Consider the following 16,410-nt stretch of genomic DNA (forward strand, 5'->3'; position numbering starts at 1 on the left):
GCCGTACGGGTGCTGCGCCCGACAGGTGCCGGTGGTCGGCGTCCGGCTCGCCCGCCTCTCCGGGCCCGGGGGCGGTACTGGCAAGGAATCACCTAGGACCGGTAGGCGGCCCGCAGGGCCTCGTGGGCGGCGGCCAGCGCGGCGTCCCGGGTGAGGCCGAGACGCCGGGCGCGGGCCGCGAACGCCTGCGCCGCGTCGGCGATCTCGCGCTCGGCGACGCCGCCCGCGGCGGCGACGAACGTGCCGTTGCGGCCGCGGGTCTCGATGACACCGTCGGCCTCCAGCGCACGGTAGGCCTTGGCAACGGTGTTCGCCGCCAGGCCGAGCTCCTCGGCGAGCCCGCGCACGGTGGGGAGTTTGTACCCCGTGGGGAGGTCACCGCCGCGCGCCAGCTCGGCGATGCGGGCGCGCACCTGCTCGTACGGCGCTTCCGGCGCGTCGGTGTCGATGGCCAGGTGCAGGGCGTTCGGCGGGTTCTGCGGCACGGGACCTCCGGGAGCGGGCTGTCGTCCCCGCGATTCTGCCCCACCGCTCCTGAACAGGAGGCGCCGCGCCGGGCCGTCGCCGTAGTCTCCCGCGCATGAGCCTGACCGTCCGCCCACTGCGCCCGGGTGACCTCGCGGAGGCCGAGGCCGTCGCCGCGGTCCGCCGGGCGACCGTTCCGTACCTCGTCTGCACGGCGGCGGGCCTGCTCTGGGAGGCGGAGCACGCCCCGCCGGACCGGCGGCTGCGTTGGCTGGTCGCCGTCCGGGCGGACGGCTCCGTGGCGGGCTGCGCCGACACCGGACTGCTGGCGGGCGGTGCCGGTCCGGTGCAGGGGTTCCTGCACACGGCGGTGCCCGCACACGCGGCGGGCGAGGGCGCGGGCACGGCGCTGGTGGCGGCCGGCGAGGCATATCTGGCCGGGCTGGGGGCTCGTCGGGTGCACAGTTGGGTGGCCGACGAGGAGCGCGCGCAGCACTTCGCCGAACGTGCCGGGTACACGCGCTCCCGGCAGGCCCGTTTCCTCGGGCTCGACCTCCGCCGCGCCGCCCTGCCCGCATTGCCCGCGACACTGCCGGAGGGGGTCACGATCGGTTCGGCGGCCGACTTCGCCGATGACTGGCGACCGCTGCACGAGGCCGACACGGAGTGCGCGGCGGACGAGCCCGGCGACGTCGAGGTGGAGCCGGCGCCGTACGAGGAGTGGCTGCCGCTCAACTGGGGGCGGCCGGACTGGGACGCGGCGCTGAGCGGTGTCGTGCTGGTGCACGGGCAGGTCGCGGCGTACAGCGTCGCGCAGACGGACGGCCTCGACCGGTACTGGTCGGGGATGACGGGCACCCGTCGCGCCTTCCGCGGCCGCGGGCTGGCGAGGCTCGCCAAGCTGGCGGCGCTGCGGCGGGCCCGCGATGCCGGCTACGTCCACGCGCACACCGGCAACGACGCCACGAACGCCCCGATGCTGGCCGTCAACCGGCGCCTCGGCTACCGGGTGGTGGCCTCGGAGTGGCGGTACGTCACAACACTCGGGACCGCCCCCGCGAAGACGGCCGCCCCCGCGACGCCCTCACCCGGGCCGGCGGCGCCTCGCTGAACCGTCACAGCGCCGAGCGGTCCCCGGTGTCCACCGGGCGGGTGGCGTGCGCGGCCTGGCGTGCGGCCGCCGCCACCTGCTCCGCGGTGAGCGCGTAGCCCGTACCCGCGTCGGTGGTGGAGCGGGCGAAGACGACGCCGTAGACGCGGCCCCCCGGCGTCAGCAGCGGCCCGCCGGAGTTGCCGGGCCGCACCTGGGAGCGCAGCGCGTAGATGTCCCGGGTGGTCAGCGCCTCGCCGTAGATGTCCTGGCCGCGTGCGGGCGTGCGGGCGGCCACGGCGGCGGCGCGCAGGTCGAGGCCGCCGTTCTCGGGGTAGCCGGCGACCACGGCCGGGTCGCCGCGGGTGGCCTCGCCCGCGAAGCGGAGGGCGGGGGCGGTCAGTCCGGGCACGTCGAGGACGGCGATGTCCTTGTCCGGGTCGAAGAGGACGACCTCGGCCCGGTAGGGGCGTGAGGTGCCGCCGACGCGCACGGTGGGGGCGTCGACCCCCGCGACGACGTGGGCGTTGGTCATGACGTGGCCGCGGGCGTAGACGAAGCCGCTGCCCTCCTGGCCCTGCTGTCCGCCGTCCACGTCGGCGACGCCCTCGACCTTGACGGTGCTGTCCCGGGCCGCGTCCGTCGCAGCCCGGGTGACCGCGTCGCCGGATGGCTGCGGAACCGAGGCGCCCGGCTCCTGCTCGAAGGGGTTGAAGACCGGTGGGAAGCCAGCCGTGGTGAGCGCTCCGGTGGCGCGGTTGAACCAGGTGGCCGCGGTGTCCGGCATCCGCTCGTGCACGCCCTCCAGCAGGGCGGAGCCCCGTATCGCCTGGTTGAGCGCGGGGGAGGGCGAGGCGGCGAGCGCGCTGCCGGCCATCCAGCCGACGACGAGCACGGCGACGATGTTGACGAGTGCGCCGCCCGCGCCGTCCACCCAGCGTGCCGGGGTCCGGCTGAGCGCCTCGCGGAGCCGGAAGCCGAGCGGGGCGAGCAGGGCGTGCCCGGCCAGCGCGGGTGCCAGCACGGTCAGCAGGGCGAGGAGCGTCGCGGTGGTCGTCCCCCGTTCGGTGAGGTCGAGGACATACGGCAGCAGCCAGACGCCGACGACGGCTCCGCCGACGAAGCCGGCCAGCGAGACGAGCCCGGCCACCAGCCCTCTGCGAAACCCCGATCCGGCGTAACCGAGCGCGGCGACGATCAGGAGCAGGTCCAGCAGGTTCACGGCTGCCCCCCTTTCCCGCCCTCCCGGTCCGGCGGTCTTGCTGGTTCGCGGTGCCCGACGTCAGCCCCCGGTTGACGTCGGCGGTATTCGACGGGAAAACGCACAAGCCCGGCTTTCGGTTCCGTGTGTGACAGATCGCACGCGGACCGTTGTGCAGGTCCAGACCAATGGCTACGGTCGAGAACGGCTCGAGCCTCGGCAGCGCCTGTGCGCGTACGCCTCCTGTACGCGTGCCTGCCTGCACCCCGTACCTGTCTCACCGCGCGGTCCGAAACGACACAGGAACCGACGTAGGGAGTCGCTCCCATGCCCACCCCCCACGGCACGCTCGACGATCCCCCGCCCTTCTCCCCCGCCCCGTCCGCCGCGGGCGCCTCCGCCGCGCAGCACCCCTCCGCCGCTGCGCGGTCCGGGTACGACGCGGGACTGCTGGTCCTGCGGCTGGTGCTCGGTCTGGCGACAGCCGCGCACGGCAGTCAGAAACTCTTCGGCTGGTTCGACGGCAACGGGCTCGACGCCACAGGACAGTTCTTCAGCTCGGTCGGCTATCCGGCGGGCCGCACGATGGCCCTGGTCGCAGGGGTCACCGAAGGTTTCGGCGGTCTCGGCCTCGCCCTCGGGCTGTGCACCCCGCTCGCGGGTGCCGCCGTACTCGGCACCATGCTCAACGCCATTGCCGTCACCTGGAGCGACGGTTTCTTCGCCCCCGAGGGCGTGGAGTACGCGGTGGTGCTGGGGGCGGGCGCGGCCACGCTCGCCCTGGCCGGCCCGGGACGCTACGCCGCCGACCGGCTGCTCCCCGTCCTGCGGGACCACCGCCTCAGCCACGGCGTCGCGGCTGTACTGCTGGCCCTTGTCACGGCCGGTGCCGTACTCCTCACCCGCTCCTGACCGGACGCCATGGACGCCTGGTTCGGCCGGGCCGGCGCGGAACGGGGACCCGAGGGCGCTGTCTGACGGGGCGCTTAGCGGTTCCTTAAGTGAGGACTAAAGATCGCGGGAAAGGCCGGTGAACCCCGCTCGGGCGCCACTGCGGTGGCTAACGTGCTGGTCGCCGGGGCGGGTCCGCTCCTCCGCAGGGGAGGCGGCAGGCGGCGGGCCCGCTCCGGCCACCACGTCCCCGGACGACTCCCCGTACGTCCCCCGTGCGTCCGGGACCTGTCCCGGACGTCGCCGTGCGTCCGGGACGCCCCCGGTACCCCCGCCCCGCAAGGAGCCACTCATCATGACCGTTCGCCGCAAGGCAGCAGGAATCGCCGCAGTGGGATGCGCCCCGCTGGTCCTCACCATGGTCTCGGCGGGCCCCGCCGCCGCGCACGGGTCCATGGCCGATCCCGTCAGCCGGGTCTCGACCTGCTTCGCCGAGGGCCCGGAGAGCCCCGAGTCGGCAGCGTGCAAGGCAGCCGTCGCGGCCGGCGGGCCGCAGGCGTTCTACGACTGGAACGAGGTCAACATCCCCGACGCCGCGGGCAAGCACCGCCAGATCATCCCCGACGGAAAGCTGTGCAGCGCAGGACGCGCGAAGTACAAGGGCCTGGACCTGGCACGCGCCGACTGGCCGGCCACGGCGATGACGGCCGGAAAACACACCTTCGAGTACAAGGCGACAGCCCCCCACAAGGGCACCTTCGCGCTGTACATCACCAAGGACGGCTACGACCCCGCCGAGCCGCTGAAGTGGTCCGACCTGGAGTCCGAGCCGTTCGCGAAGGTCACGAACCCGAAGCTGGAGAACGGCAGTTACGTCCTCGACGCCACCGTGCCCAAGCGGTCGGGCCGGCACCTGATCTACAGCGTCTGGCAGCGCTCCGACAGCCCCGAGGCCTTCTACACCTGCTCGGACGTGACGTTCGGCGGCGAGGCGTCCCAGGCTTCCACCGCGTCGAAGGACGCTCCCGCGACGCCGGACGACCAGCAGATCCGGGCCGGCATGGACAAGTCGACCGTGGACCACAGCGGTCACGGTGGTGACGGCAGTGAGCAGAAGCACCCCACCGGGGACCACGGCGCCCACGGTGGCGCCGCGCATCAGGAGACCGCCGGGAACGGGAGCGCCGCGCACGGCAACGCGCCCGCACCCGACGGGGGCGCCCGGAAGGCGGACCTCGCCGAGACCGGCGGCGACGAGCACACCGCCCCGCTGGCCATCGGAGGCGCCGCCGTCGTGGCGGCCGGAGCCGGGGTCCTGTTCGCCACCGCCCGCCGCCGCGCCGCCAGGGCCCGCGGCTGACCGGCTGGTTCGGCGCGGCTGTCCGCCGTACGGCACGACCGCGCAGCCTCCCCTTCCGTCACCGGGGGAGGCCGCGCGGGTCCGTCACCCGACGAAACTGCGCGCGTGTTGCCCGGTCGCGGTCGTACCCTCGGTGTTCCGGAGCGACGGAGCGGAGCGCCCATGACGGCATCGGAACCCATGGTCGAGGTCACCAGCGAGGAGGAACTGCGCGCTCTGGTGGGGGAGCCGGCCGCGCACACCCGGAAGAAGGTCCGCACCGCGCTGCACCAGCTCGACCGCGACTGGCTCGCTCATTCGCCGTTCTGCCTGGTCGCCACCTCGGCGGCGGACGGGAGCTGCGACGTCTCCCCCAAGGGGGACCCGCCGGGCTTCGCCCTGGTACTGGACGACCGTACGCTCGCGCTCCCCGACCGTCCGGGCAACAAACGCATCGACGGGCTGCGCAACCTGCTGACCAACCCGCACCTCGGCCTCCTCTTCTTCCTGCCGGGACGCGGTGACACCCTGCGCATCAACGGCCGGGCGCGGATCGTGCGCGAGGCGCGTTCTTCGACCGCATGGTGGCCCGCGGCAACCGCCCGAAGCTGGCGCTGGTGGTGCAGATCGACGAGGTGTTCCACCACTGCGCCAAGGCGTTCCTGCGCTCGCGGACCTGGGATCCGGAGACCTGGCAGCCGGACGCGGTGCCCCACCGCGCCCGGCTGGCCAAGGCCCTCGACCGTCCCGACGACTCCCTGGACTTCCTGGAGGAGTACTACGGCCCCTCGTACGCCGAGAAGATCCGCACGGAGGGCTGAGGCCCGCTGCCCGGAGGGCCCGGGTGCGCGCTGCGGTGCGGCCCGCCGGGCGTCATGACAGGCACGTCGTCGGGGTGGCGTGAGCGGGATCGAGCGCGTTCGCCGCCTCGTGCCAGGCCACCCGGTCGGTGAGCCCGATGGCCAGGTGTTCGGAGACGTCGAGCGGGCACAGGTCCTGGACGGTCACGTTGTGCACGTCGGGGCCGTCCAGGAACTGCGTCCGGTAGGGCGTGACGACCTCGTCGTACTTGCTGGCGATCACGGTGTACTTGACGCCGGGCACCGTGTCGCCGCCCTCGTTGAGCTGCTTGAGGAAGTCGGAGCCCTCCTTCTGCTGGAGCAGGGCCGGGCCGATCTCGTCGACCACGTCGCCGACCGGCGGGTACTGGTCGGCCAGCTTCGCCAGCCCGCTCAGCGTGGTGCCGTGATTGCTGGGGGCGATGCCGATCAGGGCGTTCACCTTGTCGGCGCCGCCGCCGGACTTGAGGTACTGGCGGGGCATCATGCCGCCCTGCGAGTGGCCGACGAGGTCGACCTTGCCGGTGCCGGTGGCGGCGAGGACCTTGTCGACGTAGGCGGACAGCTGCTCGGCGGAGTCCTCGATGGGCCCGAGCCCGTGGAGGACCGGCTTGCCCGGCAGTTCCCCGTAGTCGAGGGAGAAGACGCAGTAGCCGCGCCCGACCAGGTAGGGGGCCAGCCCCAGCCAGTTGTCCACGGAGTTGCCGAAGGTGCCGTGGACGAGGACGACGGGGCGGGGGTGTTCCGCGGACGGCTTGCAGGACCAGTCGTTCCAGCCGCTGTCGCGGGCCGTGTCGCCGGCGGTCTGCGGTGCGGCCGCTGTCGCGGTGAGGGGGAGGGCCACCACTGCGACGGCTGTGGCCACGGCGGTCATCAGGGTGCGGCGGGTGAACCGTGCCAGGGAGGGCGACGGCTGCCGCCTGGTGTGCCGCTGGGTGCGCTTCATGTCCGGCTCCTCGTGCTGTGAGGGATGGGGGGAGCGGAGCTGTTGAACCGCAGGTAACTTACGCGCGGGTAACGAGACTGACCAGTAGTCGGACAGGACGAATTCCGTGTGCCGCTCCACCCACGCACCCCTCCCCCGCTCCCGCCCCCCTCCGCCTCACTTGCGATCCATACCCCGCGGGGGTATACAGGAGTGGAGCGTTACCGATACCCCCAACGGGTATGGCAGAGTAGGGCGCGCGACACTGCGACGTGGAGGAAGCATGCCGGACACCCCCGCCCCCCGTATCGCCCCCCATGTCGCCCCACGTATCTGCTGCACGCCAGGGGGAAACCGCCACGAGCCGCAGGCCGACCGGGTTTCCGCGACGCATCCTGCGCCCGCCCTCCACGAGGCGCCCGGGAGGAACGGCACGGCCGCCGGCGCCGCCGGGGGCGACCGCGAGGGCCGGAACGCCGAGGAGGAGCGATGACCACCACCCGCCACGCAGGCGCCGCAGGCGCCGCAGCCGCGGGGCACGCCGAGCCCACGGGGCCCGCAGCGCCTCCCACCGACGTCGAACTGACGATCGGCGGGATGACCTGCGCCTCCTGCGCCGCGCGGGTCGAGAAGAAGCTCAACCGCATGGACGGCGTCAGCGCGAGCGTCAACTACGCCACGGAGAAGGCCAAGGTCAGCTTCGGCGAGGGCGTCGAGGTCGCGGATCTGATCGCCACCGTCCAGGCCACCGGCTACACGGCGGCCGAGCCGAAGTCCGCCCACCCGGCCCCCGTGCATCCGGCTCCCGCCGGCACGGCTGCCGACCGCGCGGCAGTCGGTCGTACGGCAGTCGGCCGCCCGGGCGACGCGCGCGGCGAAGGCGACAGCACCGGCACGCCCGGCGGAGGCGGAGGCGCCGACGACGACGAACTACGGCCGCTGCGCCGCCGGCTGATCGGTTCGGTGGTCCTCGCCGTACCGGTGATCGCCATGGCGATGGTGCCCGCCCTCCAGTTCACCTACTGGCAGTGGCTCTCCCTCGCCCTCGCCGCACCCGTCGTCGTCTGGGGCGCCTGGCCCTTCCACCGCGCCGCCTGGGTCAACCTCCGGCACGGCGCGGCCACCATGGACACGCTGATCTCGGTCGGCACGTCGGCGGCGACGCTCTGGTCGCTGTGGGCGCTGTTCTTCGGGACGGCGGGCGAGCCGGGCATGACGCACCCCTTCGAGCTGGCGGTCGGGCACGGCGACGGCTCCGGCAACATCTATCTGGAGGCCGCCGCCGGGGTCACCGCCTTCATCCTCGCCGGGCGGTACTTCGAGGCCCGCTCCAAGCGGAAGGCCGGTGCCGCGCTGCGCACCCTCCTGGAGCTGGGCGCCAAGGAGGTCACCGTCCTGCGGGACGGGCGCGAGGTGCGCGTCGGCACCGGCGAACTGGCCGTCGGCGACCGGTTCGTCGTCCGGCCCGGCGAGAAGATCGCCACCGACGGCACCGTGGTCGAGGGCAGCTCCGCGGTGGACGCCTCGATGCTCACCGGCGAGTCCGTGCCCGTCGAGGTCGGCACCGGCGACGCCGTCACCGGAGCCACCCTCAACGCGGGCGGCCGCCTCGTCGTCGAGGCCACCCGCGTCGGCGCCGACACCCAACTGGCCCGGATGGCCAGGCTGGTGGAGGACGCGCAGAACGGGAAGGCCGCGGCCCAGCGGCTCGCCGACCGCATCTCCGCCGTCTTCGTCCCCGTCGTCCTGGTGCTCGCCCTGGCCACGCTCGTCGGCTGGCTGGTGAGCGGCGCCGGACCGGCCGCGGCCTTCACCGCCGCCGTCGCCGTACTGATCATCGCCTGCCCGTGCGCCCTCGGCCTCGCCACCCCGACCGCGCTGATGGTCGGTACGGGACGCGGCGCGCAGCTCGGCATTCTGATCAAGGGGCCCGAGGTGCTGGAGACCACCCGCCGCGCCGACACCGTCGTCCTCGACAAGACCGGCACCGTCACCACCGGCGAGATGACGCTGCTGGCGGTGCACGTGGCCGAAGGCACCACGGCGAGGGAGGTCCTGCGGCTCGCGGGCGCACTGGAGAACGCCTCCGAGCACCCCCTCGCCCGCGCCGTCGCCCAGGGCGCGGAGGCGGAGCTCGGCACCCTCCCGGTGCCCGAGGACTTCACCAACGTTCCGGGGCTCGGTGTACGGGGCGTCGTCGAGGGCCGTGCGGTTCTCGTGGGACGGGCGCAGTTGCTGGCCACAGGGGCGCCCTCGGGCCGGCCGGAGCCGGCCGACGGTTCCCGGGAGGAGGCACCGGAACTGCCCGCCGCCCTGGCGGCCGCGAAGGAGGAGGCCGAGCGGGCCGGACGCACCGCCGTCGCGGTGGCCTGGGACGGTGCGGTCCGCGCCGTCCTGGAGGTGGCCGACGCGGTCAAGCCCACCAGCGCGGAGGCCGTCCGGCGGCTGCGCGGACTGGGGCTGCGTCCGGTGCTGCTGACCGGTGACAACCGCGCCGTCGCCGAGTCGGTGGCCGCCGAGGTCGGCATCGCCGCCGAGGACGTCGTCGCGGAGGTCATGCCCGAGGACAAGGTGAGCGTCGTCGAGCGGCTCCAGGGTGAGGGCCGTTCGGTCGCCATGGTGGGCGACGGCGTCAACGACGCGGCGGCGCTCGCCCAGGCCGACCTGGGCCTGGCGATGGGTACCGGCACCGACGCGGCCATCGAGGCGGGCGACCTCACCCTGGTGCGGGGCGACCTGCGTGCCGCGGCCGACGCCATCCGGCTCTCCCGCCGCACGCTGGGCACCATCCGGTCCAACCTCTTCTGGGCCTTCGCCTACAACGTGGCGGCGCTGCCGCTGGCCGCGGCGGGCCTGCTGAACCCCATGATCGCCGGTGCGGCGATGGCCTTCTCGTCGGTGTTCGTGGTGGGCAACAGCCTGCGCCTGCGGGGTTTCCGCGCCATGGACTGAGGGAGCGGCCCCGGTCTCCGGCCGGGGCCTCCGGACCTCGACGACGCCCGCACCGTCCACGCCGTCCCGCCGTTCGGGCCCGCCGCCGGGCGGCCACGGTTCGACGGCCGAGCAGGGTCACGGGTGCGTCGGACGCGGCTCTGCCTCTGCCTGCCCGAGGCCGGGCACGGTCTGTTCGAGGTCGGACATGTCGAGCACGAAGCGGTAGCGGACGTCGTTGCGCCGGAGACGGTCGAGGGCCTCGTTCACCCGCGCCGAGGGAAGGAGCTCGATCGTGGCGGCGATGCCCTTCTCGGCGCAGAAGTCCAGCATGGCGGCGGTCGCGGGACGGCCGCCGCTGCCCGCCGAGCTGAGTCTCTTGCGCCCCACGAGCAGGTCCATGGTCTCGACGGTGACCGGTCCGAGGTGGCCGAGGTGGCTGAGGGTGCCGTCCATAGCGACCAGTCGCAGATACGGGCCGAGGTCGTGCGGCGCGGAGACGGTGTCGATGACCACGTCGAACCGGTCCCGGGCCCGGGCCATCTGTTCCGGGTCCGTGGACACGATGAGCTCGTGGGCCCCGAGCTCCCGTGCGTCGTCGGCCTTGTCGGGCGAACGGCTGATGACCGACGTCGTGGCGCCGAGCGCCACAGCCATCCTGACCGCGAGATGCCCCAGGCCGCCCAGCCCCGCCACGCCGACGCGACTGCCGGGACCGACCCCCAGAGCGTGCAGCGGTTCCCAGACGGTGACCCCCGCACAGAGCAGCGGAGCGGCGGCGGCCGGGTCCAGGCCGGGAGGGAGCGGGTAGGCGAACCGGTCACGCAGGACGTACTCCCGGGAGTATCCGCCCAGAGTGGTCGATCCGTCCTGCCGGTCGGTGCCGCCGTAGGTCAGGGTCGGGAATGCGTGACAGAAGTTGTCCTGACCGGCCCGGCACATGGGGCACTCGCCGCACGCGTCGACGATGTTGCCCACTGCGACGCGGTCGCCGACGGCGAAGCGGGTGGCGTCGGGCCCTGTTGCGGTCACCACGCCCGTGAACTCGTGTCCCGGCACCAGGGGAGGACCCGCCGCACCGTCGTGTCCGCAGACAGCGTGCAGGTCGGTGTGGCAGACGCCGCAGTAGTCGATCCGTACCGCGATGTCGTCGGGGCGCAGGTCGCGGCGGTCCAGTCGGGTGCGCCGCAGCGTCGCCGTCGAACCGTTCACCTGCCATCCGGTCGTTGTCCGCACAGCGCACCTCCATAAACAGACTGTTCGGTCTGTCGCAGCGTAGACACTGCCGGCGCAATAGGCAAACCAACTGTTCTGTCTGCTACGGTCGAGGGATGGCGGAACAGCCCCTGAGCTCGCGCGGAGCCGCGACCTACCAGCGCATTCTCGATGCGGCGACCCGGGAGTTCGCCGAGCACGGCATCGCCGGGGCGCGCATCGAGCGGATCGTGGCCACCGCGCGCACCAACAAGGCCCAGCTCTACGCCTACTTCGGCAACAAGGAGAAGCTCTTCGACGCGATCTTCTCCGGCTCGTTGGAACGGATCACGAACGTCGTCCCGATCGACGCCGCCGACCTCGCGGGATGGGCCGTACGCCTCTACGACGAGTACCTCCGCCGCCCCGACCTCATCAGGCTGGCCACCTGGGCCCGTCTGGAGCGCCGGTCGGCGGGGCACCTCGTGGAGGACCACGACCGCCACGACGACCACAAGCTGCGGGCCATCGCCGAAGCTCAAGCCGCCGGCCAAGTCCGCCGGGGAAAGCCGTTCGACGTGATGGCCATGGTCATCGCCATGTCCATGGCCTGGTCGCCGGTCAGCAACGTCTACGCGGCGACCGAGCAGGAAGCCTCCGACGTCCACGAACAGCGCCGCACCCTGCTCCGCGAAAGCGTCCGGCGTGCTGTCGCCGCCGACTGACGGAAGCGTGCCCCCGCGCCTCGGCCGCAGACTGCGCTTCACCTAGGCGGCGCGCGGCGGGGAGGAGCCCGCCGGGCGGGCGGCGGACAGGCCGAAGCGGCGGCGGGCGCGGTCGGCAGCCGCCTCGGCGCGGCGCGCCTTGTCGTCCCGTACGTCGAAGGAGAGCTGCCGGGAGGCGAGTTCGGCGGCGGTCAGCTCCTCGGCGCGCAGGGTGACACCGCGGACGCGGGCGCGTTGCAGGCCGAGCGCGTCGTGCAGGGCGTAGGCCGCGGCGGCCAGGGCCGGGGTGTGGGCGGTGGGTTCGGCCAGGGCGCGGGTGCGGGTGGTGGCCGAGCGGTCGGCGTACCGGACGGTGAGTGTCAGCGCCCGCGCCACCTGCTCCTCGGTGCGCAGCCGGAAGCCCAGCTCGTCGGCGAGGGTGAGCAGCGCGCCGCGGCGGCGTGCGGCGTCCAGTTCGTCGCGCGCGAAGCGGTGCTCCGCGCTTGCCGAGCGGGCGGGGGAGGTGGGGGTGACGGGCGTGGGGTCGATGCCCCGCGCCCTCTCGTGCACCTGCCGTCCCTGTGCGGCACCGAGGATGCGCTGGAGGGTGGCGGGTGGTGCGGCGGCGAGCCGTCCGACGCTGTCGAGCCCGTAGGCGCACAGGGTGCGGGCGGTGGCGGGGCCGACCCCGGGCAGGGCGGCGACCGGCCTGCGGTCGAGGAAGCCGGCGGCTTCCTCCGGGCGCACCTGGCGGATCTGTCCCCGCTCCCCTGCCTGCGCGGCCATCCTGGCGAGCAGCGTCGTGGTGGCGACTCCGACGGTGCAGTCGGTGCCGTGCAGGGCGAGCGCCCGCAGCCTGACGAGCTGGGCCAGTTCGGTGGCGTTCCGGCCGAAGTAGCGCAGGGCGCCCCGTACGTCGGCGAGCGCGGCGTCGGGCGGGAGTGCCTGGACGAGGGGGGTGATGTCGGCGAGCAGGGCAAGGAGCGCCTCGTACCGCTCGGGGGAGGCAGCGGCGCCCGCCACGTCGGCGAAGTGGACGTAGAGGACGTGCGGTTCGCGCGGGGCGCCCGGTGCCGTGCGGGCTGTGCGGTCGGTCGTCATCCCGCGCTCCCCGGGCTGGAGTGCCACATCTTGCGCAGCGCCTTGGGCGAGCCCGCCGTCTCGCCGGCCGGGCGGAGGTCGGCCCAGGGGTGCATCTCGTAGCCGGGGGCGACCTGGAGGGTACGGCCCGGTTCGGCGGGCCCCGGGGCGTCCCGGGCCGGCTCGGCGAGTTGGGCGGTGACCGCCTCCAGGCCGCCTTCGCGGCGCAGCTCGACCAGTTCGGCCAGGTCCCAGGCCGCGGTGCCGACGACGCTGAGGCTGCGCGGGCCGCGCCGCTGGACCGTGCCGCGTACCAGCAGCAGCCAGGAGTGGAAGACGGTGTGGGCGCAGGCGGCGTGCGAGTCCTCGAAGAAGGCGAGGTCCGAGAGGCCGGTGCCGTCGTCGAGGGTGGTGAAGATGACGCGTTTGCCGGAGGCGAGCGGTGGGGTCTGGGTGGCGGCCTTGGCGCCGGCGATCAGGACGGTCTCGCCGTGCCGCGCCGAGCGCAGGGTGCGGGCCGAGTGGGCGCCCAGTTCGCGCAGGAAGGCGAGGTGGTCGGCCATCAGGTGGCGGGAGGTGTCCATGCCGAGGACGTCGAGTTCGGCGCCGAGGCGCTCGCCGCTGTCCAGGTCTGGCAGGTGGACGGGGGCGGCCTGGCGCGGGCCCGTCCCCCGTTCGGTTCCGTGCGGGGCCTCCCCCAGCGCGAGCTGACCCTCGCGCGCCCCGACGGCGCGCTGGGCGCGGTGCAGTTCGGCGAGGTGGAGCAGCAGGTCGCGGCGGTTGCCGCCGGGCGCGAAGGCATCCAGCGCACCGACTTGGGCGAGGCGTTCGGCCACGGGACGGGAGGGGCGGGCGCGGCGCCAGAAGTCGGCGAGGGAGTCGTAGGGCGCTCCGGCTTCGATGCGGGCGGCGTCGGCCTCGCTGATGCCCTGCACCTCGGCGAGGGCGAGGCGCAGCCCCCACCGCCCAGATTCAGACTCCAGTTCGATTCGGTAGGAGACCGAGGAGCGGTTCACGTCCAGCGGCAGCACCGGCACCCCGCGGCGCCGCGCGTCCGCCAGCAGCAGCCGCTTGGGGTACATGCCCGGGTCGTGCTCCAGGAGCCCGGCGTAGAAGGCGGCGGGCCGGTGCGCCTTCAGCCAGGCCGACTGGTAGGTCGGTACGGCGAACGCCACCGCGTGCGCCTTGCAGAAGCCGTACGAGCCGAAGGACTCCACGATCGTCCAGGCGTGCGCGATCACCTCGGGTGCGATCCCCCGGCGGGTGGCGGCGCGGGTGAACCAGAGCTTCGCGGCGGGCCGCTGCTCGTCGTCCTTGAGGACGCGGCGCACCTCGTCGGCGCGCCCGCGGTCGCAGCCGGTCATCCGGGCCAGGACGCGGATGATCTGCTCGTGGAAGATCGCCACCCCGTACGTCTCGGCCAGCGGTCCGGCCAGTGCGGAGTGCGGGTGGTCGATGCGGCGGCGCCCGTGCCGGGCCTCGATGAAGGGGTGGACCATGTCGGCACCGACGGGGCCCGGGCGGAAGAGGGAGATGTCCACGACCAGGTCGTGGAAGGTCTCCGGCTGGAGCCGCCCGATCAGGTCGCGCTGGCCGGGCGACTCGATCTGGAAGCAGCCCAGCGTGTCGGAGGCGCGGATCAGCTCGTAGGTGGCGCTGTCGCCCTCCGGGAGCGCGTCCAGGTCGATCCACTCCCCCGCCGCGCGGGCGACCTCGGCCACCGCGTGCGCCATCGCCGACTGGAGCCGCACCCCCAGCACGTCCAGCTTGAGCAGCCCGAGGTCCTCCACGTCGTCCTTGTCGAACTGCGCCATCGGCAGGGGTGAGCTCCCCTCGTCCGCGTCGCGGTGCGGGATCTCGCTGCTGGTGGGCACCACGGGCGTACGGGCCCGCAGCGACGCGTCCGAGAGCAGCACCCCGCACGGGTGCATGGCCACACCGCGGGGCAGCCCGTCCAGCGCCTCGACCAGGTCCCAGAAGTGGTCGCCGTGGTCCTCCCGTGCCAGCGCGCCGAGCTCCGGCAGCTCGGCCAGGGCGGCGCGGGCGTCCCTGGCCCTGATGTGCGGGAACGCCTTGGCGATCCGGTCCACCTCGGCCGGGTCCATGGCCAGGGCCGCCCCCACGTCCCGGATGGCGTGCCGCACCCGGTAGGTCTCGGGCATGGCGACGGTGGCCACCCGCTCCTCGCCGAACCGGTCGAAGATGGCGCGGTAGACCTCCAGCCGGCGGGCGGACTCCACGTCGATGTCGATGTCGGGCAGCTCGGCCCGGCGCGGGGAGAGGAACCGTTCCATCAGCAGCCCGTGCTCGACGGGGTCGGCATGCGCGATACCCAGCAGGTGGTTGACGAACGAGCCGGCGCCGGAGCCGCGCGCGGTGACCCGGACACCCAGTTCGCGGGCGTCCTCGACGATGCGTGCCACGGTCAGGAAGTACGAGGAGTAGCCCAGCGACTCGATCACGGCCAGCTCGTGGTCCAGCCGCCGCCAGCGCGCGGGGTCCTTCTCGTAGCGGCGGGCGACCATCCCGGCGGCGCAGCGGGAGCGCAGGGCGCGGACCGCGGTGCGGCCGCCGGTACCGGCCAGGCGGGGTTCGGGAAAGTGCACCCGGCCGATCCCCAGGTCGGCCTCCGGGTCGACGCGACAGGCCTGTGCGGTCTCCTCGGTGAGGGTGAGGAGACGGTGCGCGGTGGCGGTCCCGTACCCGGCGGCCTCGGCGATCCGCTCGGCCGCCTCGGCCATCTCCGCGGGCCCTTTCAGCCAGCGCTCGCCGCCGTCGAGGCCCTTGTCCGGGTCCACGGGGACGAGCCGGCGGGCCGCGTCCAGGACGTCGGCGACGTTCACCTCGTCGGCCGGGGCCGGGTCGGCGTAGCGCACGGCGTTGGTCAGAACGGGTTTGACGCCTTCCTGCGCGGCCAGACCCAGCGCCCGCGCGGCCTCGCGCCGGGGGCCCGAGGCGGTGACGGCCAGCCGGAGCGCGTCGCCGTGGATCTCGCGCCAGCGGGCGAGGAGGGCGGCGGCCCGGTCGGGGCGCCCGGCGGCGAGGGCATGGCCCACGTCGGAGTCGGCGCCCAGCAGGACGGTCACGGCCTCACCGCGGAGGGCCTCGCGGGGCAGCAGTGGCTTGTCGTGCCCAGCGGCGTGGGCCTCGGTCACCATGCGGCACAGCTCGGCCCAGCCGTGGGCGCCGTCCCGGGCGAGGAAGACGGCCCGGTGTGCCGGTTCATCGACGAAGCTGCCGCCCTTGACGGGCGTACGGCGACGCCGGGAGCCCTCCGGGCAGCCGCCCGCACCCGCCTCCTCCGCCGCCTCCGCGACGGCCAGTTCGACGCCGTACACCGGGCGCACCCCGGCCCCGGCGCACGCCCGCGCGAAGCGGACGGCCCCCGCGAGGGTGTCCCGGTCGGTCAGGGCGACCGCCGCCATCCCGCGCTCGGCGGCGCGCTCGGCGAGGGTTTCCGGGTGGGAGGCGCCGTACCGCATGGAGAAGCCGGAGGCCACATGCAGATGCGTGAAGCCCGGCATCGTCTGCACCTCCCGCCTTCAGCACCCCCTCGGTCCGAGCCACCACCATAAACCAGCCATCGAATCTTTATTCGAATAGTGGGGTCGAACGGGTCTCCCCGCCGACCCGGCGGTCGCGCCGACGTCGATCGGCGAGGTGACGGCCCCGCCACGGATGCGGCCCGAGCGGCGCAGGCGCGGGGCGGCCCCCGCGACATGGACGTACGCCTGGCCGGAATGCGACGGCG

Annotated in this window: 11 protein-coding genes and 1 pseudogene; 6 read left to right on the forward strand and 6 right to left on the reverse strand. The window is 74.1% G+C overall.

The window, feature by feature from the left end:
• Positions 1-92: 92 nt before the first annotated feature.
• A complete protein-coding gene (locus H297_RS0112710) occupies positions 93-485 on the reverse strand; it encodes a GntR family transcriptional regulator (protein ID WP_027737361.1) in 393 nt (130 codons plus the stop codon).
• 95 nt (positions 486-580) lie between these two features.
• Here H297_RS0112710 and H297_RS36055 point away from each other — a divergent pair, with 95 nt between their 5' ends.
• Positions 581-1,576: a GNAT family N-acetyltransferase gene (locus H297_RS36055; RefSeq protein ID WP_064744813.1), complete on the forward strand. Its 996-nt coding sequence runs from the start codon at positions 581-583 to the stop codon at positions 1,574-1,576.
• A gap of 4 nt (positions 1,577-1,580) precedes the next feature.
• Here the strand turns inward: H297_RS36055 and H297_RS0112720 are convergent, their stop codons facing one another.
• Positions 1,581-2,777: a MarP family serine protease gene (locus H297_RS0112720; protein ID WP_027737362.1), complete on the reverse strand. Its 1,197-nt coding sequence runs from the start codon at positions 2,775-2,777 to the stop codon at positions 1,581-1,583.
• 306 nt (positions 2,778-3,083) lie between these two features.
• Here H297_RS0112720 and H297_RS0112725 point away from each other — a divergent pair, with 306 nt between their 5' ends.
• The 3 genes and pseudogenes from H297_RS0112725 (at position 3,084) to H297_RS36060 (ending at position 5,807) form a co-directional block, all read left to right on the forward strand.
• Positions 3,084-3,668, forward strand: a complete 585-nt coding sequence (locus H297_RS0112725; protein ID WP_027737363.1) for a DoxX family protein — start codon at positions 3,084-3,086, stop codon at positions 3,666-3,668.
• Between the two features lie 334 nt (positions 3,669-4,002).
• Positions 4,003-5,007, forward strand: coding sequence for a lytic polysaccharide monooxygenase (locus H297_RS0112730; protein WP_027737364.1), 1,005 nt, complete (start codon positions 4,003-4,005; stop codon positions 5,005-5,007).
• 180 nt (positions 5,008-5,187) lie between these two features.
• Positions 5,188-5,807 (forward strand): annotated as a pseudogene (locus tag H297_RS36060) (pyridoxamine 5'-phosphate oxidase family protein).
• 52 nt (positions 5,808-5,859) lie between these two features.
• On the opposite strand, the gene H297_RS0112740 reads toward H297_RS36060, so the two are convergent.
• The gene (locus H297_RS0112740; protein WP_078513989.1) at positions 5,860-6,699 is read right to left on the reverse strand and encodes an alpha/beta fold hydrolase; all 840 of its coding nucleotides are present in this window, start codon (positions 6,697-6,699) and stop codon (positions 5,860-5,862) included.
• Between the two features lie 540 nt (positions 6,700-7,239).
• Between H297_RS0112740 and H297_RS36065 the strand changes: the two genes are divergently transcribed.
• Entirely contained in the window at positions 7,240-9,702 is a 2,463-nt protein-coding gene (locus tag H297_RS36065; RefSeq protein WP_078513943.1) for a heavy metal translocating P-type ATPase, read from the forward strand.
• A gap of 117 nt (positions 9,703-9,819) precedes the next feature.
• On the opposite strand, the gene H297_RS0112750 is transcribed toward H297_RS36065, so the two are convergent.
• Entirely contained in the window at positions 9,820-10,917 is a 1,098-nt protein-coding gene (locus H297_RS0112750; RefSeq protein ID WP_027737366.1) for an NAD(P)-dependent alcohol dehydrogenase, read from the reverse strand.
• A 95-nt stretch (positions 10,918-11,012) separates the two neighbouring features.
• Between H297_RS0112750 and H297_RS0112755 the strand changes: the two genes are divergently transcribed.
• The gene (locus H297_RS0112755; RefSeq protein WP_027737367.1) at positions 11,013-11,600 is read left to right on the forward strand and encodes a TetR family transcriptional regulator; all 588 of its coding nucleotides are present in this window, start codon (positions 11,013-11,015) and stop codon (positions 11,598-11,600) included.
• 42 nt (positions 11,601-11,642) lie between these two features.
• Here the strand turns inward: H297_RS0112755 and H297_RS0112760 are convergent, their stop codons facing one another.
• On the reverse strand, positions 11,643-12,680 hold the full coding sequence (locus tag H297_RS0112760; RefSeq protein WP_037793799.1) for a DinB/UmuC family translesion DNA polymerase: 1,038 nt from the start codon (positions 12,678-12,680) through the stop codon (positions 11,643-11,645).
• Positions 12,677-16,183: a DNA polymerase III subunit alpha gene (locus H297_RS0112765; RefSeq protein ID WP_027737369.1), complete on the reverse strand. Its 3,507-nt coding sequence runs from the start codon at positions 16,181-16,183 to the stop codon at positions 12,677-12,679. The genes H297_RS0112760 and H297_RS0112765 overlap by 4 nt, the downstream gene beginning before the upstream one ends.
• Positions 16,184-16,410: the final 227 nt, after the last annotated feature.

Source organism: Streptomyces sp. CNT360 (assembly GCF_000424785.1).

Coding starts and splice junctions, on each gene's coding strand:
- H297_RS0112765 (WP_027737369.1), bottom strand. CDS start 16,183: ATGCCGGGCTTCACGCATCTGCATGTGGCCTCCGGCTTCTCCATGCGG.
- H297_RS36055 (WP_064744813.1), top strand. CDS start 581: ATGAGCCTGACCGTCCGCCCACTGCGCCCGGGTGACCTCGCGGAGGCC.
- H297_RS0112740 (WP_078513989.1), bottom strand. CDS start 6,699: ATGACCGCCGTGGCCACAGCCGTCGCAGTGGTGGCCCTCCCCCTCACC.
- H297_RS36065 (WP_078513943.1), top strand. CDS start 7,240: ATGACCACCACCCGCCACGCAGGCGCCGCAGGCGCCGCAGCCGCGGGG.
- H297_RS0112755 (WP_027737367.1), top strand. CDS start 11,013: ATGGCGGAACAGCCCCTGAGCTCGCGCGGAGCCGCGACCTACCAGCGC.
- H297_RS0112725 (WP_027737363.1), top strand. CDS start 3,084: ATGCCCACCCCCCACGGCACGCTCGACGATCCCCCGCCCTTCTCCCCC.
- H297_RS0112730 (WP_027737364.1), top strand. CDS start 4,003: ATGACCGTTCGCCGCAAGGCAGCAGGAATCGCCGCAGTGGGATGCGCC.
- H297_RS0112760 (WP_037793799.1), bottom strand. CDS start 12,680: ATGACGACCGACCGCACAGCCCGCACGGCACCGGGCGCCCCGCGCGAA.